The 24,391-nt window shown below is 43.1% G+C and carries 8 protein-coding genes; all 8 read left to right on the top strand.

What is annotated here, in order from left to right:
- Positions 1–82: 82 nt before the first annotated feature.
- The 8 genes from ACXQIQ_RS00275 (at position 83) to pstB (ending at position 24,379) form a co-directional block, all read left to right on the top strand.
- Positions 83–8,296, top strand: coding sequence for a carboxypeptidase regulatory-like domain-containing protein (locus ACXQIQ_RS00275; protein WP_439300719.1), 8,214 nt, complete (start codon positions 83–85; stop codon positions 8,294–8,296).
- Between the two features lie 180 nt (positions 8,297–8,476).
- Positions 8,477–16,699 carry a carboxypeptidase regulatory-like domain-containing protein gene (locus tag ACXQIQ_RS00280; protein WP_439300718.1) on the top strand — a complete coding sequence of 2,741 codons (8,223 nt, stop codon included), beginning with the start codon at positions 8,477–8,479 and terminating at the stop codon, positions 16,697–16,699.
- Between the two features lie 157 nt (positions 16,700–16,856).
- Positions 16,857–18,119 carry an MFS transporter gene (locus ACXQIQ_RS00285; RefSeq protein WP_439300717.1) on the top strand — a complete coding sequence of 421 codons (1,263 nt, stop codon included), beginning with the start codon at positions 16,857–16,859 and terminating at the stop codon, positions 18,117–18,119.
- 108 nt (positions 18,120–18,227) lie between these two features.
- Positions 18,228–20,273, top strand: a complete 2,046-nt coding sequence (locus tag ACXQIQ_RS00290; RefSeq protein ID WP_439300716.1) for a peptidoglycan D,D-transpeptidase FtsI family protein — start codon at positions 18,228–18,230, stop codon at positions 20,271–20,273.
- Between the two features lie 339 nt (positions 20,274–20,612).
- Positions 20,613–21,557, top strand: a complete 945-nt coding sequence (locus tag ACXQIQ_RS00295) for a PstS family phosphate ABC transporter substrate-binding protein (protein WP_439301974.1) — start codon at positions 20,613–20,615, stop codon at positions 21,555–21,557.
- A gap of 183 nt (positions 21,558–21,740) precedes the next feature.
- Positions 21,741–22,646 (top strand): phosphate ABC transporter permease subunit PstC, encoded by a 906-nt coding sequence (gene pstC / locus ACXQIQ_RS00300; protein ID WP_439301973.1) that lies wholly within the window; start codon positions 21,741–21,743, stop codon positions 22,644–22,646.
- A gap of 2 nt (positions 22,647–22,648) precedes the next feature.
- A complete protein-coding gene (gene pstA / locus ACXQIQ_RS00305; protein ID WP_226546475.1) occupies positions 22,649–23,533 on the top strand; it encodes a phosphate ABC transporter permease PstA in 885 nt (294 codons plus the stop codon).
- Positions 23,534–23,551: 18 nt separating this feature from the next.
- Positions 23,552–24,379 (top strand): phosphate ABC transporter ATP-binding protein PstB, encoded by an 828-nt coding sequence (gene pstB, locus ACXQIQ_RS00310; RefSeq protein WP_439300715.1) that lies wholly within the window; start codon positions 23,552–23,554, stop codon positions 24,377–24,379.
- Positions 24,380–24,391: the final 12 nt, after the last annotated feature.

Below are 24,391 nucleotides of genomic sequence, written 5' to 3' on the forward strand. Positions count from 1 at the left end.
GTCGGACCATGACTTGTACCCAACACCTCCTTTTATATAGGACATACAACTAATAAGAGTGACAATAAAAGGAGGAACTAGGTTGGCTTTTCCAAATGATGATCAATATACCCCAATACCGTTAGGAGCAGGGTTATATTTTGACGTGACAGGCGATGAGAACCCGACTTCTGTAGACCTTGTCGGAAATCAGGCAAACCCTTCGTTTGCTATGGCTTACGATGGTACGAACGTATATTTTAGGCTTCGATTAAGAGAAGATCCCCGGAATCGGCAATTGACAGGATTTCGCAATTTTTCTTGGGGAGTTCTCTTTAATACAGGAGGTCAGCCGGGAACGTATCAATGGCTATTAGCAGTCAATGGGTTGGATGGTGAATTGAATCTTATACAAAATACTGTAGAAAGGGTTAATTCATGGAATGATCCTGCTGAAGGAACCAATGGCAGAGGGGCACCCAATTATTCACAACCCATTATCAATTTTGACATTGCCAGAGTAACACCTGCTCCAACTAGGTTTGGGAATGATGATAATGTCTTCTTGGATTTTTTTATCCCTGCGAACATTCTTTTCGATTTTCTGAACATAACCGAAAATACGCCTCTACAACTCATTTCTTTTACCTCGACAAATGCAAACAACTACAACAAAGATTCATTGAGAGTCAGTGAAGGATTTCAATTTATAGATGCTTTTTCAGATCCAATATCCCCAATCGACGCAGACATAAAAGCACGATTAGACCTTGAGAAAATCATCCTCAGTGGACCGACTACTGTAAGCGCAGGAAATGAAGCAAGTTATAGTGCACGATTAATTGTTGAGAATATCGGGAGAAGTGAAGCGACGACAGTAAGTTTAAGAGATGTTATCCAATTCGATTTACTGAACACCTTTATCATTACGAGTGTATCAACAGGGAATGCAACGTTTAATAACACAACGAAAACGCTGAGTTGGGAAATCGGAAGTATACCTCCTGGATCCAATGCAGTTTTGGATTTTGAATTGAGTGGTTTTTTCAATAATCCTGGAACCAGGACATTAGAGACCGCAACGGTCCAAGGGACGGATAGTAAAACTGGAAAAAGGTTAACACCACAAACGGAGACGACAACCATAACGGTCATAGAAGATGGCGGAGTGGTAGGTGTTGTTAAGGATCATACCACAGGCTTTCCGCTCACAGGAGTAACGGTAGAACTGAAGGATGGGGCTACCACCATAGCAACAACCACGACGAACGCCAATGGTGAATACAGCCTGACTGGAATATCACCCGGCAACTATACGATTGAATACTCGAAAGTGGATTATATAACAAACATTCAGAATGTGACCATCAATGCGGGTGAAATTACGAGAAAAGATGTATTCTTGACTGAACTTCCAGGTAGCATTAGTGGAACTGTCACAAATTCTGGTGGAGGTGCCATAAATAACGCCACCGTTAGATTGTTGGATACGGCTGGTAACGTAGTTGCTACTACCACGACGAATGCCGCAGGTAACTATTCTTTTCCTTCCGTAACACCTGGGCAATATACACTTAGCGTTACGGCTACAAATTTTCAATCTGCCACCCAAGGTGTTACCGTAACCGCTAACGATGCGTCTACGGTCAACTTTGTTTTGCAACCGAATCCCGGTACAGTTCAAGGACAGGTCACCGATCAAAACGGAAATCCGATTTCTTCTGCACTAGTTGAGGTAGTGAATTTAGCTGGACTGGTCATTGATACGACAACAACCAATGCTTCAGGAGACTACATCATTGATGATCTAGCACCTGGAGATTACAAATTAAGGGTAAGTAAGGCAGCTTTCACCACTGAGGTTCTTGGATTCAACTTATCCGCAGGTGAGACGGAAGTATTGAATGTTTCATTGAGGCCGAATCCAGGTACATTGACCGGTACAGTAACAGATGCAGCTTCAGGTAATCCGATTCAGAATGCGACTGTTCAAGTAACGAACGGGCTGGGTGTGACCGTAGCCACCACTATGACGGATGCGAGCGGAGATTATACAGTCCCAAGGCTCGCTCCAGGTTCCTATACTGTTACTTTCATTGCTGAGGGATATGGCTCCCAATCAATAGGTGCAAAAATTCGATCAGCTGAAACGACGACATTAAATGTTGAATTAGTGAAGCTGGTCGGAGCGATTTCGGGGACTGTTACGGATAACTCAGGGAACACTCTGTCTGGAGCAACAGTTGAAATCTTCCTGAACAATATTCTGGTGGCTTCAACGACTACGGACAGCAACGGAACATATGTCATCAACAATTTGATTCCGGGTGCGTATACAGTAAGCGTATCCAAAGAAAACTTCGGAACTGAAACAGTAGGTGCCTCTGTTGTTGAAAATCAGACATCCATCGCGAATGTTTCTTTAACACCTGACCCAGGTACATTGACCGGGACAGTTCTTACAACAACTGGTGATCCGATAGAAGGTGCCGTCCTTACAGTTAAGGATTCCCGTACAGGTGCGAATATCACTCAAGTATTAACGAACAATCAAGGGATCTATACGGCCACGGGTCTTGCACCAGGAACTTATATTATCACTGCACAAGCGGAAGACTTCCAAAGTCAACAAAAAGGCGCAACGATTTTATCTAATCAAACGACAACAGCGAATTTCACACTTGAAGCGAATCCTGCTAGTGTAACCGGTACAATTATCAATGCATCGACCGGACTTCCCATTACTGGAGTAGTAATTGAAGTAAAAGTAGTCGATTTTAATGGGAATGTGGTGACTACCACTTTTACGGATTTGAACGGACAGTACGAAGTGAATAACCTGATGCCTGCAACTTATGGGATACAGGCAAGTGCACCTGATTTTCAAACCAACTCAGCCACAGTCACGCTACAGCCGGGGGAAACGTCAGTTACAAACGTGACATTAACGCCTGAGCCTGGCAGTATCATAGGAACGATTACGGATACATCTGGTAATCCACTTTCCAATGTCCTGATTCGTATAGTCGATGACACAGGCTTTCTAGTTGGCACTGTATTAACGGACAGCAACGGTGATTATGTTTTCGATGGTCTTGCGCCTGGAAACTACACCGTTACCGCCATTGCAGAAGGTTTCCAATCATCGTCAACGGGGGCGATTGTCCAATCGAATGAAACGACAGTCGTTAACCAGAGCTTAGTCAGTAATCCTGGATCTATATCTGGAAGTGTCACTCCTGTTGAAGATGGAACAATCATTACATTATCGACATCAGAAGGCATCCCGATCAGCTCTACAATTGCGAATTCAAACGGGGATTTTCAATTTAACAATCTACAACCAGGTCAATATATCGTTACGGCTACCGCTCCGAACTATCAAACATCTTCAACAGGTGCTACAGTCATATCTGACCAAGTGACCTCGGTTTCATTGACCATTCAACCTAATCCAGCTGAAGTAGGCGGGACGATAACGGATACATCTGGTAATCCAGTCACAAATGCGACCATTCAGATTCTTGATGATAATGGTACGGTCTTGCAAAGCGGCGGAACTGATCAAAATGGACAGTATGCAATTGGAAATCTTCCACCAGGATCATTCACCATTGTTGTAAACGCACAAGATTATTCTTCTGCAACAGATGGAGTCACATTAGAAGCTGGACAAATCGTAACAGATGCGAACTTTGTATTAGTACCTGATCCTGGAACTATTGTCGGACAAATAACGGATACGAATGGTGATGTGATTCCAGGGGCAACCATTATCATCCGAAACGCAGAGAATATTCCGATACGCACAACCACTACCAATGAGTTTGGTGAATTTCTAGTCGAAGGGATTGCTCCTGGTTCGTATACAGTGGTGGCGACGGCTCCGGATTTTTCTACAAACTTTGTAGGGGTCATTGTGGAGAGTAATGAAAGTACGGTTGCGAATATTATTCTTACAAGTGTGGTTGGAAACATCGCAGGTACTGTTGTTGATGAAAACGGTGACCCGATTACAGGGGATAACATTGGAGTTAAGTTGTTTAATGAAAGCGGCACCTTATTACAAACTTTAGTCGCTGATTCAGATGGGACCTTCTCGATACTGGGTCTCCAACCAGGGCAGTATCTTGTGAATGCAACTGCACCGAATTATACGGCCAATACAGTCAGTGCAACCGTAATTGCGAATACGACAGAAAATCTTAATATTCCTCTTGCTTTGTTACCAGGAACCATAACAGGTCGGGTTTTCAATACGGCAACATCCGATGGAATCAGTGGAGTAGTCCTCACATTAACGACTCCTGAAGGGTTACCTATTACCTCTACAATCAGTGGAACAAACGGAGAATATACTGCAGCTAATATCCCACCGGGTACAGTTGTCATTAGCGCTGTAGTGGAAGACTTCGGTGCTGAATCCGTAACGGCAGTGGTGAATCCTAATGAGACCAGAACCGTCAATATCGGTCTCACAGAGAGTCTTGGTTTTCTCACCGGTTACGTTATAGATATTGTTACTGGAAACCCGATTGCAGGTGCTGTTGTATTAATTGATGAAAATGGTCAACAAGTGGCAAGTGTAACTTCAGATGATTCAGGACAGTTTTTATCACAAGGTTTAAGCCCGGGAAGCTATACAGCTGTTGCTGCAGCAGATGGTTTTACTTCTAGTACAGCTAGTTTTACAATTCTACCGAATGAAACGACAACGCTGAGTTTTGCATTATCACCTGAACCTGGCAGCATCGAAGGACGTATTACGAACTTCAATAATGGTGTGCCGATCGTTGGAGCTACAATCGCTATTCGAGCACAATCACCTAGCGGACCGATTATTGCTACGACCTTAACGGATGAGAATGGTGAATACACCGTTTCTACTCTCTCTCCTAGTACGTATACTGTTGTGGCGTCCGCTGAAGGATTTGGTGCTGCAGAAGCGACAACGATTGTTGAATCGAATCAAACTGAAACAGTCAATATCAAATTGGTTCCAAACCCGGGGACGATTCAAGGAACGATTACAAATAACAACACTGGTGCTACGGTATCTGGTGTTATGGTGGATGTCTACAATGAAGATGGAATACTTGTTTTCACAACAGTAACGGATGCAAACGGTTTTTATCAATTTACAGGTCTCGCTGCTTTACAATTCAGAATTGTAACAAGTAGTCCTATTTTCCAATCGCAGGAAGTTGGGGTGTTAGTTGTCTCTGATGAAACCTCCATCGTCAATTTTGGACTCGATCCGAATCCAGGTGCGATTACTGGAACGATTACCGATGAAGAAACAGGGGCACGTCTTGTCGGGGCTGAAGTACTCGTATTCTTTGCTCAAGACATCGTACCAATAGCAGTCGCTTTGACAGATGGTTTAGGACAGTACACCGTATCAGGTCTTGTGCCAGGCACTTACACAATTGTCGTAAACGCAGTAGGGTACGCTGAGAACTCTACAGGTAGTACGGTTTTGACGAATCAGACAACGACCACAGACCTTGCTTTAATTAGTGAAATAGGTAGTGTTTCAGGCACAGTACTTGGTACGGATGGGCAGCCGTTCAAAAATGCGGTTATCAAAATCGTGGATAGCAATGGTGTTGTGGTTGGAACGAGTGCAGTAAATCAGGATGGATCTTATTCCATCGGAAATTTGCCACCAGGAACCTATTCAATACGTGCGGCAGCACCAGATGTTGTTACAGCATCGTCTGGAGTATCATTAATTGCAAATGAGAATAAAGTAATCAATTTCGTTCTAAGAGTGAATCCTGGCACAATCAGAGGAACAGTGACCGAACAAGCTACAGGTGATCCGATTGTGGGGGCAAATGTCAATATTCTCGATTTGAATGGGCAAGTGGTAGCGACCACTGCCACCAATACAATCGGAAATTATTTTGTAGATCGCTTGGCACCAGGTAGTTACACAGTATCCGTTTCAAAAGTCGGATTTGCAAAGAGTATGAAGGGTGCCATCGTCAACGCAGATGATTTCACGATTGTGAACGTTGCACTCGGTAGCTCAACAGGATCCGTGTTCGGAATTTTAAGAGATGAGCAAGGGAACAGGCTTGAAGGGTTAGAAATCGGAGTCAGGTTGTTGGACAATAAAGGACTTTTGCTTCTCTCAACTGTTGCTTCACCTGATAGTGATTTCAGTTTCCTTAACTTAAGTCCTGGGCAATATCTAATCAGCATAAGCGCAGAAGGGTTTCAATCTAAAGTCGTCCCGGTAACAGTGGTAGGTGGAGAGTCTAAGAATTTGGATATTACTCTTTTCAGAGACTCAGGTAGATTGATTGGTCAAGTAATCAATCGGGATACACTTGATGGTATTGCTGGTGCTTCGGTCATGATCAAAGATGCTGCTAATATCTTATTAACTTCCAGTATTTCAGATGAAAACGGAAATATCGGTGTAGATAATCTGCCACCAGGGACTTTGTTTGTCAATGTCTCACGGGATGGTTTCGGAACAAGTTCAATCAGTATAATGGTTAAACCAAATGAAACAACAGAACGCGAAATCAGACTGACGCCGAATCCGGGTAGCGTCGAAGGTCGCGTGACCGATGCAGAAACTGGCGCGCCGATAGAGGGAGCGAATATCCAAGTATTAACAGGTGACGAAACCTCTGTTGAAACACTCCTTACCCAGGCAGATGGTCGTTATTTAGCTCCTAACTTAAGTCCAGGGGTATATGAGCTAGCTGCTAGTCACCCTGATTATGGAACAAGAATTGCAGGAGCTATCGTAGTAAGTGATGATAAGACAGTGTTGGACTTTGCCTTACCTCCTTCTCCTGGTAGTTTAAGTGGAATTGTAACAGATCAGGTGACTGGGGATTCGGTTTCTGGTGCCACGGTTCAGCTAAGATGGTTAAGTCCCGATGGAGAATTGTTAGCATCAACTGTGACAAATGATAATGGGGAATATCTGTTTGAAGGATTAACTCCAGCTATTTATACAGTACTCGCATATGGTGGCGGATTCGGCAGTGATCAAGCATCGATTGAAGTGTTCCCAGATCAAACAACGATACAGAACCTGGGTCTGTTTCCGCTCCCTTCGGCCGCTCAAGGGGAAATTACTGATGCAGGAACTGGTTTGCCAGTAGAAAATGCTCTTGTCCGATTAATTGCTTCAAGTGGGACGATTTTGCAACGAACGCTCACCGATTCTTCTGGAAATTACATGTTCGAAGGCTTCGACCCGGGAGAGTACACCATCACGGTGAGGATTGACGCGTATGCATCAGCCGAGAAAAGTTTTACTGCCGAACCATCGGAAACGGAAACCGTGAATTTTGAATTACTAAGAGATTCTGGCTCTGTAACGGGTCTAGTAAAAGATGAAAAAACACAACAACGCGTCTCAGGAGTTTCAGTGATTGTGATGGATGAAAATGAGGTTGTTATCGCTAATACTTTAACAGATCAAAGTGGCAGATATCTCATTCAAGGTTTAGCACCTGGAACGTATACGATCAGAGCACTCGCTCTTGAATGTGATTCGGATGCTAAGCGTTTAATCATCACTGGGGGTGAAACGACGACCATCAACTTTTTGCTGATGGGACTTCCTTCAACCGTTCGTGGGAATGTTACAGACACAAATGGTAATCCTCTGAATGACGTGAGTATCCGTGTTTATAATGCGAATGGATTGTTATTGAATCTTGGTGTTACAAGTAGAGAAGGGGAATATGTGATTGGATCGTTACCTGGAGAGACTTTGACATTCATCGCTTCCTTACCAGGATTTATTCCTGATCGGAAAGTCGTTGATGTCCCGCCAAACAGTCAAATCACCATCAATTTCGTTTTGGGTATCAGTAATCCGGCTACGGTTCAAGGCGTTATAACAAGTAGAGAATCCGGTGACCCCATCAGTGGAGCAGTGGTATCACTACTAAGGAATAATGTGCTTGTAAGGGAAGTCACTACGGATGGAGACGGCAGATATTCCATTTCCGGTTTAGGTGAAGGGGAGTATACATTTACGGTTAATGCTCAAGGGTTTGAACCTTATGTTGATCCGATCTTCCTATTAGCTGGAGAAGTCCGCACAATTGATGTTGCCCTGGAAGGTGGTCCGACTCCGACACCATCTGGTCCAAATCAATATTACTTGATTGCTTGTGGAACGGGTCGTTATGTAAAGCTTGATGGAAGCTCAACACCAACGGTATTCACCTTGTTACGTATTGAAGATGGTTGTGCAACCTTCTCTTTTAGAACAAATGGTGGGACCGAGATCTTGATCGTCGAGTTAGCCTGTTTTATCCTCGTGCCAATCAGTTAGAAATATCAATAAAGCGGTGGCAAAAGTCATCGCTTTTTTATTGTGGATTAATTGAAAAAAACAGGCTTGTACGTATATGGATAAACATGGAAATTGGTTTTTTTCAAGACTTGTACCCAACACCTACCTCCTGATAGGACATACATCTATTATGAGTGACAATAAAAGGAGGAGGAAAAGTTGTCTTTTCCTAATAATAATCAATACACCCCGATACCGTTAGAATCGGGATTTTATTTCGATGTGACTGGAGATGAAAATCCCACATCTGTAGACTTGGTAGGTAATCAGGATCATCCATCTTTTTTGATGGCCTATGATGGGAAAAATGCATACTTCCGTTTAAGGTTGAGAGAAGATCCAAGGAACAAACAAAAGACAGGTTTTAATAATTTTTCATGGGGCGTCCTTTTTAATACAGGAGGTCCAGTTGGGACTTATCAATGGCTACTAGCTGTTGATGGTAACAGCGGGAGATTGAATCTCGTTGAAAACACAGATCCAGAAGTAAATTCATGGAACGATCCAGCAGATGGAAAGGACGGAAAAGGGAAACCAAGCTACTCAAAAGCGATCATCAATTTCGATCGAGCGCGGGTATCACCAGCGGATACCCGTTTTGGAAATGATGACAATGTATTCCTTGATTTCTTCATTCCTGCAAATACATTATTCAAATTCCTCAAAATCAACGAAGACACGCCATTGCAATTGATTTCATACACAGCCACAAATGCGAACAATTATAACAAGGATTCTTTGCGGGTAAGTGAAGGGTTCCAGTTCGAGGATGCCTTCTCTGACCCGATTTCATTAAGTGATACGGATATCAGAGCCAATTTAAATTTACAAAAAATCATCTTAAGCGGCCCTACCACTGTGGCGGCAGGTGTTGAGGCTGTCTACACCGCGAGATTGATTGTCGAGAACACCGGAGGAAGCGAAGCGACAAATGTATCCTTGAGCGATGTCATAAGGTTTAATATTCTCAACACGTTCACAATCACAAATATAAGCAATGGTAATGCGACTATCAATACACGCAGAAAAAGACTAAGTTGGGAAATCGGTACGATTGCATCTGGTGCTAGTGCTGTATTGGAGTTTGAAGTCAGTGGTTTTTTTAACAGAGCTGGGGAGAAAACGCTGGAGAGAGCAACTGCTAAAGGTACCGATAGTAGTACAGGTAAACGACTCAGACCCGATCCTGTCACCACCAAAGTAACGGTTGTAGATAACGGCGGTGTTATTGGTATTGTAAAGGATCAAACGTCAGGACTACCGCTTTCGGATGTCATCGTAGAATTGAAGGACGGACCGACGACGATTGCTACAGGTACAACAAACGCGAATGGAGAGTATAGCCTTACCGAAATAACTCCAGGATCCTATACAATCGAATTTTCGAAAGTGAATTACATCACGAAAATTCAAACCATAACGATCAATGCTGGCGAAATTACAAGAAGAGATGTATTTCTCACAAAAGTTCCAGGGAGTATTAACGGAACAGTCACTGAATCTGGTGGTGGGGCAATCAATAATGCTACCGTTTTATTATCCGATACTGCAGGAAATGTAGTGGATGATACAACGACCGATGCCAGTGGAAATTATTCCTTTCCATCCGTAAAGCCTGGTCAGTATTCCATTACAGTTACCGCCACGAATTTCCAGTCCGCCTCTGAAGGGGTGACAGTTGAAGCCAACAGTGCCTCGACAGTCAATTTCGTATTAGAGCCAAACCCTGGTACAGTCCAAGGTAAAGTGACGAATTCGGATGGTGATCCGATTGTCGGTGCACTTGTAGAGGTATTGAATTTGGCAGGTACGGTCATCAGTAGGACGATCACAAACGCAACAGGTGACTACCTTCTGAATGAGCTGGCGCCAGGAGACTACAAACTCAGAGTCAGCAAGGATTTGTTTATTACTGAAATTCTTGGATTTACGTTATCAGCTGGTGAAACAGAAGTATTGAATGTAACTTTGAGACCAAATCCAGGAACGTTGAGTGGAACTGTAACGGATGGAAATACAACTACTCCTATTCCGAATACCACCGTTCAAGTCATAAATGCGCGTGGTGTCACAATAGAAACCACTTTAACGGATATAAATGGAGACTTCAGTGTAAACAAATTAGCTCCAGGTATTTATACAGTGACTTTTATTGCTGAGGGGTATGGTTCTAAATCAGTTGCAGCCAAGATATTGCCAGGTCTGACCACAACATTGAATGTAGATTTAGAAAAGTTGGTTGGAGCCATTTCAGGCTCGGTTTCGGATACAGCAGGAAATCCTGTTTCTGGTGCTGTTATGGAAGTTTTCTTTAACAATATCCTTGTTGCTTCTACAACATCAGACAACAATGGTACGTATATTTTCAACAATCTCATACCAGGTGCCTATACAGTAAGTGCCTCGAAAGAAGGTTTTGGTACAGAAACCGTCGGTGCATCAGTGGTTGAAAATGAAATCTCGACTGCAAACTTCATCTTGACGCCGAATCCTGGTACATTGACTGGATCTGTTGAGACAACAACGGGAGATCCAATCCAAGGTGCTGTCCTTACAATCCGTGATGCCCGGACTGGTGCGAACATTACGCAAGTCGTGACGAACAATCTGGGGTTATACACTGCAATTGGCCTTGCGCCGGGTAATTATATAGTCACAGTACAAGCAGAAGATTTTCAGACGCAACAAAAAGGCGCAACGATACTATCCGGTCAAACGACAACCACAGATTTCGTCCTTGAGCCGAATCCTGCCAGTGTAACGGGAACGATCATTAATTCATCAACAGGTCTGCCGATTACAGGGCAGATGATTGAGATCAGAGTTGTTGATTTAAATGGAAACACCGTCACAACAACATTCACTGATTTAAATGGCCAGTATGAAGTGAATAATCTCACTCCTGGATCGTATGGCATCCTAGCGAGTGCTACTGATTTCCAAACAAATTCGGCTACGGTGATGTTACTACCAGGTGAGACTACGATAGCCAATGTGGCCTTGACTCCAGAACCCGGTAGTGTCATTGGTACGATTACAGATACAGATGGTAATCCTCTATCAAATGTTGTGATTCGAGTGGTTGATGATACGGGATTCCTTGTGGGAACGGTGCTGACTGATTCAAATGGCACTTATGTGTTTGATGGGCTGGCACCTGGAAATTACACCATAACCGCTATTGCAGCTGGTTTCCAATCGGCTTCAACAGGAGCCATCGTCCAATCCAACGAATCGACCATTGTGAATCAGAGTTTAGTGAGCAACCCAGGTTCTATTTCTGGAACGGTTAACCCGGTTGTTACCGGCACTTTGATTACATTAACCACGTCAAACGGTGTTCCCATTGGGACTACTCTTGCAGATTCCAACGGTGCGTTTCAATTCAATAACCTTCAACCTGATCAATACATTGTGACTGCGACTGCACCGAATTATCAGACCGCAACAGCAGGAGCAACAGTCGTATCCGATCAAGTAACGGCAGTAGCCATTACGATTACACCTAATCCTGCAGAGGTTGGTGGAGTCATAACCGATACCTCTGGAGATCCTGTGACGAATGCCGCCATTCAGGTGATTGATGGGAATGGGACGGTTTTACAAACAGGTGGAACAGATCAAAATGGACAATATGTCATTGGGAATCTACCACCAGGTTCGTTCACTATCGTAGTAAATGCTCAAGACTACTCATCCGCTACGAATGGAGTTACTTTGGAGCCGGGACAGATTATTTCAAATGCCAATTTTGTATTGATTCCTGACCCAGGTGGGATAACTGGACAAATCATAGATACGAACGGTGATGCTATTGCAGGTGCCACAATCATCATTCGAAATGCTGACAATCTCCCGATCAGAACGACGACAACCAATGAATTCGGTGAATTTCTGGTTGATGGAATCGCGCCTGGTTCATATACGGTTGTTGCGACTGCTACAGATTTTTCAACTAACTTTGTTGGGGTTATGGTCCTAAGTAATGAAGATTCAATTGCGAATATGACTCTGACCAGCTTAGTCGGAAACATCTCAGGTACGGTAGTTGACGAAAATGGTGATCCGATCCTTGGTGATAACACAGGCATCAAACTATTCGATAACAGCGGTGCGCTTCTTCAAACGCTAGTAGCAAATTCGGATGGTACATTTACGTTCTTTGCACTTCAACCTGGTCAGTATCAGATCAATGCAACAGCAACGGATTATGCAGCCAATACAATCGCTGCAACCGTAATTGCCAACACGACTCAAAATGTATCAATACCACTTTCGTTATTACCTGGAATCATAACAGGAAGAGTGTTCAACCTTTCCAGTTCAGAGGGGATCAGCGGAGCTGTTCTTACATTCACCACTTCAGAAGGGATACCGATCACTTCGACTATATCTGGATTGAATGGTCAATATACTGCAGCCAATATCCCTGGTGGGACTGTGAATATTGGTGTAGCGGCGGAAGACTTCGGAGCTGAATCGGTCACAGCTGTGGTCAGTCCGAATCAGACGGAAACGGTGAATATCGGTATGACAGAAAGCTTAGGCTTTTTGACCGGCTTTGTAACCAATATAGCGACAGGGAATCCGATTGCAGGAGCAGTCATTCTTATTGATGAAAATGGCTCGCAAGTTGCTACTGTAACTTCTGACGGTTCAGGAGAGTTTCTCACACAAGGATTAAGACCTGGCAATTATACGGCTATTGTGTCTGCTGCCAATTTCACCTCTAGCACAGCAAGTTTCACTATCCTGCCAAACGATACAACGACATTGAGTTTTGCGTTATCGCCTGAACCTGGAACGATTACAGGGACGATTACGAACTTCAATACAGGTGATCCGATTGTAGGGGCCACAATAACGATCAGAGCACAAACGCCAAGTGGGCCAATCATTGCGAACACGATAACTGATCCGAATGGTGATTATGCCGTTTCAACATTATCACCAAGCACTTACACAGTTATAGCTTCAGCAAATGGATTTGGTGCTGCAGAAGCGACGGACATCGTTGAATCCAACGAGGTCACCCGTGTGGATATCAAACTTGTGCCGAATCCGGGTACGATAGAAGGAACCATCACGAACAATAATACGGGAGATCCAGTATCGGGTGTTAATGTTGAGGTTTTCAACCAAGACGGAATCCTGGTATTCAATACAACGACTGACTCTAACGGCTTCTATCAATTCGTTAGTTTGGCGGCGTTGCAATTCAGGATTGTAACACGAGATCCTAATTTTCAAACACAAGAAGTAGGAGTTACCGTTGTTTCGGATGAGACGACTGTTGTCAATTTTGGACTGGATCCAAATCCAGGTGCGATTACAGGTACAATTCGTGATTCTGAAACGAACACCAGATTGGTTGGTGCAGAAGTGCTTGTTTTCTCAGCACAGGATATCGTTCCGATTGCGATGGCTTTAACGGATGGATTAGGGCAGTATACGATTACTGGTCTGGTACCAGGTACGTATACGATTGTCGTCAACGCAGTCGGATATACGGAAAATTCAGCTGGAAGTACAGTTTTCTCAAACCAGACGACAACAACGAATCTATTCTTGACCACCAATTCGGGTAGTATTTCTGGGACGGTCCTTGGAACGGATGGTCAGCCATTTAAGAATGCAGTCATCAAGATTGTGGATAGTAACGGTGTCGTAGTTGGGACGAGTGCAGCAAATGCGGATGGCTTCTATTCAATTGGAGGGCTGCCTCCTGGAACCTATTCAATTCGTGTAGCAGCACCTGACATTGCTTCTCAATCGTCTGGTATTACGCTGGTCGCAAATGAAAATAAAGTGATTAACTTTGTATTAAGAGTAAGCCCAGGGACGATAACAGGAAAGGTAACGGATCAAACGACTGGAGAGCCGATTGTCGGAGCGAATGTCAATATTCTTGATTCGAATGGTCTCGTCATTGCAACGACAGCGACGAATACTTCAGGTGGTTATTTTGTCGACCGTTTAGCTCCAGGAAGCTATACCGTTTCTGTTACGAAGACGAACTATGCAAAACAAACAAAGGGTGGCATTGTTCAAACAGGAGAGTTAACAACTGTGAACATTGCTCTTAGCCGGTCAGTTGGTTCGATTCTAGGTGTACTCCGAGATGTGGACGGAAATCGGATTAACTCAGTCGAAATCGGGGTTCGTCTCCTGGATAGCAAAGGATTGCTCCTACAATCCACCATTGCATCACCAGAGAGTGATTTCAGTTTCTTCAATCTTACACCGGCACAATACCTGATCAGTATTAGCGCGGAAGGGTTCAGATCGAAGGTCGTTCCTGTCACAGTCGCAGGAGGGACAACAAGTGAATTGGATATCACACTCTTTACTGAATCTGGGAACTTGATCGGAACGGTCCTGAACGATGATTCTGGAGTTGGTATTGCCGGAGCGGTCATTAATATCAAAGATGAAGCAAACAATTTGTTGAATTCTAGTTTTTCAAACGAAGATGGAAGATTCACGGTTGACAACATTCCTACTGGCTCGCTGTTTGTGGTTGCCTCAAGAGATGGTTTTGGTACAAAAGCGATCAGTATTATGGTTGAAACGGATGAGACCGTAGAAGCTACAATCCGTCTGACCCCGAACCCTGGTAGCATTGGGGGAGCCATTACAGATGAAGTAACCGGAGAACCAATTTCTAGCGCTGTCGTTCAACTGTTAGACGGTGACTGTACGGAAGTGGCAACAGTTCTTTCCCAATCAGGTGATGGGCGGTATCTCATATCTGACGTAACGCCTGGTGTATATGAATTAGCGGTGAGCGCTTCGGGTTATGGGACAAAAATCGCAGGTGCGATCGTCGTAAGTGGTAGAAGAACAGATTTGGATTTCGCACTTCCTTCGGATCCAGGTGCATTGAGTGGCATCGTAAAGAATCAAGTGACAGGGGAGCGTGTATCAGGAGCCATTGTTCAAGTAAGGTGGTTAAGTCCTGATGGGGAATTACTTGCCACCACTTTGACGAATGAAAATGGGGAATATCTGATTGATGGTTTGACTCCAGCCGTTTATACAGTGGTAGCTTATGGAGGAGGTTTGGGGAGCGATCAAGCATCCGTGGAAGTCTTTCCAGACCAGACGACAGTTCAAAATCTAGGCCTATTCCCGCTCCCTTCTGCTGTCCGAGGACAGGTAACGGATGCAGTGACAGAACTGCCTATTCAAGGGACGATTGTAAGACTCATCGCTTCCAGTGGTACGATCATCCAGAGAGCCTTGACTGATGCATCAGGTAAATACATGTTTAAGGAATTCGATCCAGGTGAATACACGGTCGCAGCCAGAAATGAGAACTATGAGTCAGTCGCAAAACCGTTTACAGCACAACCACTTGAAACGGAAATTGTAAATTTTGCACTTGAAACAGAGCCCGGGGCTGTTACAGGTAGAGTGAGAGACGAAAGAACGCAAGAACTGGTGTCTGGCGTTTCCGTCATCGTTATGGACTCTGATGGGATCATCATCGCCAATACGCTCACCGATCAATCCGGAACTTATTTGATTCGAGGACTTGCGCCGGGGATCTATTCAATAAGAGCACTTGCTTTAAGGTGTGACTCAGATGCGAAAAGAATGACGATTACGGCAAATGAAACGACTACAATCAACTTTTTATTAACAGGAAATCCTTCTTTCGTGCGAGGAAACGTAACGAATGAACAAGGTAATCCATTAAATGATGTAAGTATCAGGGCATACAACTCGAACGGATTGTTGGTCAACTTAGGTGTGACAAGTAGGGAAGGGGAATATGTAGTCGGCTACTTGCCTGGAGAAACCTTGACCTTTATTGCGTCCTTGCCAGGATTTGAACCAGATGTGAAAGTGGTAGAAGTGCCACCGGGTAGTTCATTGACACTCAATTTTGTTCTGGGTGTGCTGAATCCTGCGACCATCCAAGGTGTTGTGACAAGTGAAGCAACTGGAGAACCTATTCAAGGGGCTTTGGTGACAGTTAGACGAAACAATGAATTGAGAGCAGAAGTCACCACTGACGAAAATGGAAGGTATGTCATTACGGGTCTAGCGGAGGGAGAGTTCACGTTCATAGTATCCGCACAAGGTTTTGAAACGTTCGTCGATCCGATATTCTTGTTAGCAGGAGAGGTGCGAACCATCAACGTTGCGTTGGAAGGGGGAGGACCTTCACCTACCCCTACTGGACCGAATCAGTTCTTGTTGATTTCGTGTACGACAGGACAATATTTACGATTGGATGGTAGCTCGACTCCCACTGTGTTCACACTTTTGTGTAAAGAGGAAGATACACGTTGTGCATTCTTCGGTATCCAGAGCGATCCTTCCGATGTTCTGATCATCGATCTCGACTTCTTCATTTTGGTACCAATCAGCTAAAATTCTTTTTGAAACGATGGGATCTTCTCCCATCGTTTTTTTATGGCTTCTTTTCTCTTTCCGCCTCTTAGTTTTCTTAGGATTGCACCATTATTAGTGAGAATAACAACAAGGGTTTTAGGAAAACTAGGGTTGTTGAGTAAAGGGGAGACAAGTGATGAAAGCATTACAAAAAATGATCGGTGATATCGAAATAACAAAAGACCTTCTGATGTTGTTGATTATCGGGGGACTATACTCGCTCAGTATCGCATTATCGAATACATTCGTGAATGTTTTCCTATGGAAACAATCTGGTGAATTCATCGATATTGCGATTTACAATTTGTCCATTGTCGTTTTTCAACCCATTACCTTCATTATTGCAGGACGGTTAGCTAAACGGATTGACCGGGTCATTGTTTTGAGGCTCGGCGTCATCAGCCTTTCGATCTTTTATTTAACCGTCTTATTGTTAGGAGCCCGGGCAGAACATTTCCTTATCCTTCTAGGTGGGTTGCTTGGGATCGGGATGGGGTTTTATTGGCTTGCTTTCAACGTACTTACATTCGAAATTACAGAACCGGATACAAGAGATTTTTTCAATGGATTCTTGGGATTATTGACTTCATTTGCAGGGATGGTTGGACCATTTTTGGCAGGATGGATCATCACCCGGATGGATGCTTTCATCGGATATAAAACGATTTTCGCCATTTCGTTGATCTTGTTTTTTGCGGCTGTCATTACGAGCTTCATGTTGAATAGAAGATCAGCTGAAGGCGTCTTTTCATTTGTTCGGATTATAAAGGAGAGGAAGAAGAATCCGAATTGGAACCGCATCCTATACGCACATTTCTTTCAAGGGCTGAGAGAGGGAACATTTATCTTCGTCATTGTCGTCTGGGTTTTCATTACGACGAACAGTGAGTTGGCCTTGGGTACTTTCGGTTTGATCAACTCAGCTGTGTCATTCTTGGCCTATTACGTTGCGACGAGGTTCATCAAATCTAAACACCGTAAAAAAGCGATCCTGCTCGGAGGATCCATCCTTTACGCGGCCCTCAGTTTGATTTTGTTTGATCTTACGTTTGGAAAGCTCATTACGTATGGGGTCATCATATCGATTGCCTACCCGATTTTGTTGGTTCCTTACGTTTCTCTCACATACGATGTTATCGGACGTAGCTGGAATGCACGTGAAATGCGAATCGAATATATCGTCGTTCGGGAATTGTATCTAAATTATGGAAGAATAACTTCTATTATACTGTTCATACTCACGATCACCTTCTTTGATGAGAAGACCAGCATTCCTTATCTGTTACCGATCATCGGTGTCGGACATACGCTCATCTACTTCTGCATAAGGAAAATCAGTTTCCAATCCGACCCTGATAATCAAGTCGTACTTTCGAACGAAAAGGGCTCGAATGTATAACTATATCTTTTTTTTGAAATAGAGTTGCGATACAATAAAAAAGCGATTTAGACATATCAGACACCTTACACAAGGTGTCTATTCTACATATTGGGGAGTCATACAAAAATGGATGCGTACAAGAAGAAGAAAACTCATGTTCCATTTCGCTTGAATATCTTGTTTGTAGTCGTTTTCATCATGTTCACGATACTCATATTAAGGTTGGGGGTCGTCCAAATCGTCCACGGTGATTCGTTCAAGGCTGAAGCAGAGCGTACGGAAAACATCACAGCTAAATTGGATGCACCACGTGGAAAAATGTTTGACCGCTATGGGCGGGTGGTCGTTGATAATGAACCTGTATTCTCCATCACCTTTACGAGGACAAACAATACAACTCAAGAAGAAATATACGAAATTGCGACAAAGCTGTCCAAGTATATCGAGATTGATACGGAAACACTTACTGAGCGAGACCGAAAGGATTTTTATCTTTCCTATAAAGTCGAAGCAGCTGAAATGTATGAAAAGCTGTTGACGGAGAAAGAGATGGAAGAGTTGGATGATAAGGAAGAATATCGCCTTGTCATCGAGAGGCTGAAGGTCTCAGAAATCAACCTCACGAATGAGGAAGAAGAAATTGCTGCAATCTGGCGGGAGATGATCAGAGGGTATGCCTTGACGCCTCAACGGATCAAAGTAGGGGCAACTCAAAAAGAAATTGCGGTCATCAGTGAAAACCTGGACGAATTTAACGGTACGATCGACATCAAACCAGATGCCCAACGTTCGTATCCTTATGGAGAAACCTTGCAGTCCATATTCGGACAGGTCGGACAGATTCCTCGTGAATTGATCAATGGTTATGTGCTGGAAGGACGGGATCGAAACGATCTAGTCGGCACAAGTTTTCTTGAGGAGCAATACGAGTCTGTCTTGAGAGGGACGAAAACGAAAATCAACTATGTAACAGATAAATCAGGGAACCCTGTAGGGAAACCTGAAGAGAATGTCGGAAGTCGGGGATACGACCTAGTTCTTACTGTGGACATGGAGTTGCAGAAACGCGTAGAAGCGATTGTTGAAAAGCAGATTGTAGAAGCAAGAAGGAAATATGCAGCCAATAATCAGTTGAAAAGCTCTTATGTCGTCATGATGAACCCGAAGACCGGTGAGATCTACTCCATGGTTGGTAAGCAACTGGAAGATGGCAAGTTCAAAGATGTGCCTTTCGGTAATGTATATAACCAATATCCGATGGGTTCCACGGTTAAAGGAGCGACAGTCCTGACTGGTTATCAAACGGGTGTGATCGATCCAGGCACGGTGCTATATGATACGCCACTGAAATTACCAGGTACGAAAATCAAGAAATCATATAAAAACATGGGTTACGTCAGTGACATCGAGGCATTACAGCAATCTTCCAACGTTTACATGTTCCGTATCGCCATGTTGATTGCAGGCTATGACTATAATGAAAAAAGAGGGTTCAAGAATCCTGCTAAAGCGTATGAGACGATGCGTTATTATTTCAATCAATTTGGACTTGGTGTGCCTACCGGAATCGACCTTCCATATGAGGATGACGGTTACAACGGTGGAGTCCAGGCACTCGGTAACTTGATGGATATGGGCATCGGACAGTTTGATACGTATACACCGATGCAGATGGTCCAGTATATCTCAACCATCGCAAATGGCGGATATAGAATGCAGCCTCATTTCATGAAAGAGATCAGAAACCCGAGTGCGCGTTCAGAAAATCCTGGTGAAAGTATCATGACCCATGAACCGAAAATCCTCAACCGTATCGATATGAAGGAAGAATGGATCGAGCGCGTGCAAAAAGGATTATGGATGGTCATGAATACAAAAGACGGAACGGCGAGTTCTTACTTCAAGAATACCGAAGGGTACATTGCTGCTGGAAAAACAGGTACTGCTCAGTACGATGGGGATTCTTATATCCTGACATTAGTCGGATATGCCCCTCATGATAATCCTGAGGTAGCATTTGCGGTTGTCAGTCCCTATGCTGAAGAAGGCGGCATCAATAATAAAATCGGCCGTGAAATTTTGGACGCCTATTTTGAAATCAAAAAAGAAGGTCATAAAGAAGACATCCTCAACCAACCTGCTGAGGAAAAAGATGCAGAACAAGAAGGATGACAAAATTCAAAATTAAACTTTTTAGAAATGCTCCCATATGGGAGCATTTTTTTATGAATTTCTCGATTAACACTTTTATTTTGCAAATATTCTTGATTATTCGTTTGAAAGAGCTATGAACGTGGTAAGGAACTTATGTGCAATGTTTACATACCCAAATTTCCTCAATATTCGACCCATCTTTACAAAACCTTAACAATCCATTTATACATCCTTAATAAGAAATCGTTATTATGGGCATTGTAAGGGCGAGCGGGCAATTCGCCCTATAGGAATAGAGAGAAACCTTTCTCATTTATTTCTAAATACCCAAATACAAAAATCTAGGGGGATTTCATGATGAAAGCTTTCAAGAGAAGTACGCTTTTTGTCATGCTAGCGGCATTAATGGTATTCGCTGCAGCTTGTGGAAATGACAACGGTTCTGAAGGTGGACCAGAAGGTAGTGTCGTAATTGATGGATCTGGTACAGTATATCCGTTGATGGCAAAGCTAGCTGAGAGTTATATGGGCGAGAATGAAAACGTATCAGTTGAAGTTGGACGTGCTGGTTCAAGTGCTGGATTCAAAAAGTTTCTAGCTGAAGGCGGCGGAACGGATCTTTCCAATGCATCCCGTACAATTAAAGAAGAAGAAAAAGCAAAAGCTGAAGAACTTGGAATTGACTATAAAGAATTGAAACTAGCTCTAGATGGAATCACGATCGTTGTGAACAAAGAAAACGATTGGATCGACGAATTAACTCAAGAAGAAGTCATTGACATCTTCCTAGCAAGTGCTAACAAGAAAAAATGGTCTGATGTACGTTCAGACTTTCCGGATGAAGAAATCAAAGCATACGGACCAAATGAAAACCATGGTACTTACGAATTCTTCTATGAAACGATTCTTGAAGAACAAGAGCTTAGAGGAGATGTAAATCTTCAACAAGAGTACTCTACTCTTGTAGACATGGTTTCAAAAGATAAGAACGCAATTGCATATTTCGGTTATGGTTATTATGAAAACAACCAAGACAAGCTTAAGGCTGTGAAGATCGACTTTGGTAATGGACCAGTTGAGCCATCAATCGAAACCATTAAGGAAGATGGTGAATACGCTCCATTTACACGTCCTGTATTCACTTACTTGAACGAAAAGATGGCGAAGGAAAAAGCTCAAGTGATGGATTTCGCAATCTATGCAATGGAGAATGCTGGGAATGCTGCCAAAGAGTCAGGCTTCGCACCACTTCCTGAGGAAGAATACAACGAAGCTGTTGAATATCTTAAAGGCTTAAAATAATAAAGTTTGAAAAAAAGATTAGAGCAGGTTTGCTAATCTTTGAAGGTGAGGGGACTATAGAGGCCTCTCATCTTCTTATGATTTTTTTAGGATTATTTCTTACTAACCTGAAAATTCTGTAAATTGTATCTGTGATGGGTGAAAGGAGAAATATAAGTGGATAAAAATATAAATGTAAGAGACATGATCCACAAGAATAAGCAATCAATGAATATAGGGCAAGTGTGGGAAAAAATGGTTCCGAAGGTTCTTCTCTCGATCGCAGTCATTTCAATCCTTACTACAATAGGGATTTTGGCGACATTGACAGTTGAAACGATCGCGTTCTTCAGGGAAGTTCCAATTCTTGATTTCTTTACGGGAACGAAACTGAAACCACTTGGTGCGAACGCAGAATTCGGAGTGCTTCCACTTTTGACCGGAACGATTTTATCCACGATCATAGCCATGTTCGTTGCGATTCCTGTTGGATTGATGACAGCTGTTTATTTGAGTGAGTATGCATCTGACAAGGTGAGAAGAACTTTGAAACCACTATTAGAGGTACTTGCTGGAATTCCTACAATTGTGTATGGTTTCTTTGCCTACACATTTGTAACTCCGATCCTAAGAACATTCATTCCAGGACTTGACCCGACGAATATTCTAAGTCCGGGACTGGTTATGGGGATCATGATTATTCCAATGGTAGCATCACTTTCTGAAGATGCTATGAGTTCTGTACCTTCAGAAATGAGACAAGGTGCATTTGCACTAGGTGCAACCAGACTTGAAACTACATGGCGTGTAGTAATTCCTGCATCTATCTCTGGAATTATCGCTTCCTTCGTTCTTGCGATTTCCCGTGCAATCGGTGAAACGATGATCGTTACGATTGCGAGTGGAAGCTCAAAGAATTTCACGTTTGATATTACTCAATCGATGCAGACGATGACGGCATATATCGTTGAGGTCACTGGTGGTGAGGCACCAGCAGGCTCTACCCTTTATTACAGTCTTTATGCTGTTGCGATGACGCTGTTCGTCTTTACATTGGTCATGAACCTGCTTGCACAATATATTTCTCGTAGATTCAGGGAGGAATATTAATTATGAAACACGTTGACTCTACTCAAGTTCAAAACAGAATGGGAACTCGCTTGTTAATCAATAAACTTGCAAAATCAATATTCTTCCTATCGACGATATTCGGACTCATTGTGTTGGTCATACTCATGTACCGTGTATTGTCACAAGGAGTGGAATGGATTGATTGGCAATTCATCACTGGAAAATTGTCTACGATGGCTGAAAATGCAGGTGTCATGGGGCCATTACTCGGTACATTCTGGCTCATGTTGGTCGTAGCGCCAGTTACCCTTATACTAGGTGTAGGTACGGCAATATATCTTGAAGAGTATGCGAAAAAGAATCGTTTACAATCGTTGATTCAAACGAACATTTCAAACCTTGCTGGTGTACCGTCTATTGTATTCGGTCTTTTAGGACTTACTGTCTTTGTCAAAGGAATGAATTTAGGAAACATTATCTTAGCAGGTGGTCTGACGATGTCTCTCTTGGTACTCCCAATCGTGGTTGTAGCAAGTCAAGAGGCCATCCGTGCAGTACCTCAGTATTTGAGAGAAGCTTCATATGGTATGGGTGCTACAAAATGGCAGACTGTTAAAAATGTCGTTATGCCTGCATCATTACCCGGCATATTGACAGGATCGATCTTAGCACTTTCCCGTGCAATCGGTGAAACGGCACCTCTAGTCGTGCTTGGTATCCCAGCTTTGATCATTCCTTTTCCTGATAACATTTTTGATAAGTTCACAGTTATGCCTTTGCAAATTTACTACTGGACAATTGATTCTGCGTTAGTTGATGAGTACGCAAACTTAGCAGCAGCTGCAATCGTCATCCTATTATTGCTACTGTTTGCTATGAACTCTATTGCAGTCATCATCCGTAACAAGTTTCAGAAGAGATTATAATTTTGGAGGGATATGTCCATGTCCACTATGACTGGTAAAGATAAAAAATTCACTGAGGTTGCTAAAGAGAAAGATACAACAATCACATCAAATAATACAGTTTTTGAAACGAAAGATCTCAACCTTTGGTATGGTGAAGATCATGCATTGAAGGATATCAACCTACAAATTCCTGAAAACCAAGTAACTGCGATCATCGGTCCTTCCGGTTGTGGTAAATCAACATTCATCAAGACGTTGAACCGTATGGTTGAAATGGTGCCGATCGTTAAAGTTTCTGGCTCCATCCAATACCGTGATAAGCGGATTTTCGACCCAAGATACAAAGTTGAAGAGCTACGTACACAAGTAGGTATGGTCTTCCAGAAGCCGAATCCGTTTCCGAAGTCCATTTATGACAATATCGCTTACGGTCCACGTATTCACGGTATCAAAAACAAAAAAGTACTTGATCAAATTGTTGAGAAGAGTTTACGTGGAGCTGCGATCTGGGATGAAGTCAAAGACCGTTTGAACGAAAACGCCTATGGACTATCTGGTGGACAGCAGCAAAGAATTTGTATCGCACGTTGTCTTGCAATCGAGCCAGATGTCATCTTGATGGACGAGCCTACGTCAGCTCTTGACCCGATTTCAACATTGAAGGTAGAAGAGCTTGTACAAGAGCTGAAAAAAGATTACAGTATTATTATCGTTACACACAACATGCAACAAGCAGCACGTATCTCTGACAAGACAGCATTCTTCTTGAATGGAGAAGTTGTCGAGTTCTCAGATACAAATGAACTCTTTTCAAATCCTGAGGATAAGAGAACTGAGGATTATATCACTGGACGATTCGGTTAAGGGGAGTGCATA

Source organism: Pseudalkalibacillus sp. Hm43 (assembly GCF_054170705.1).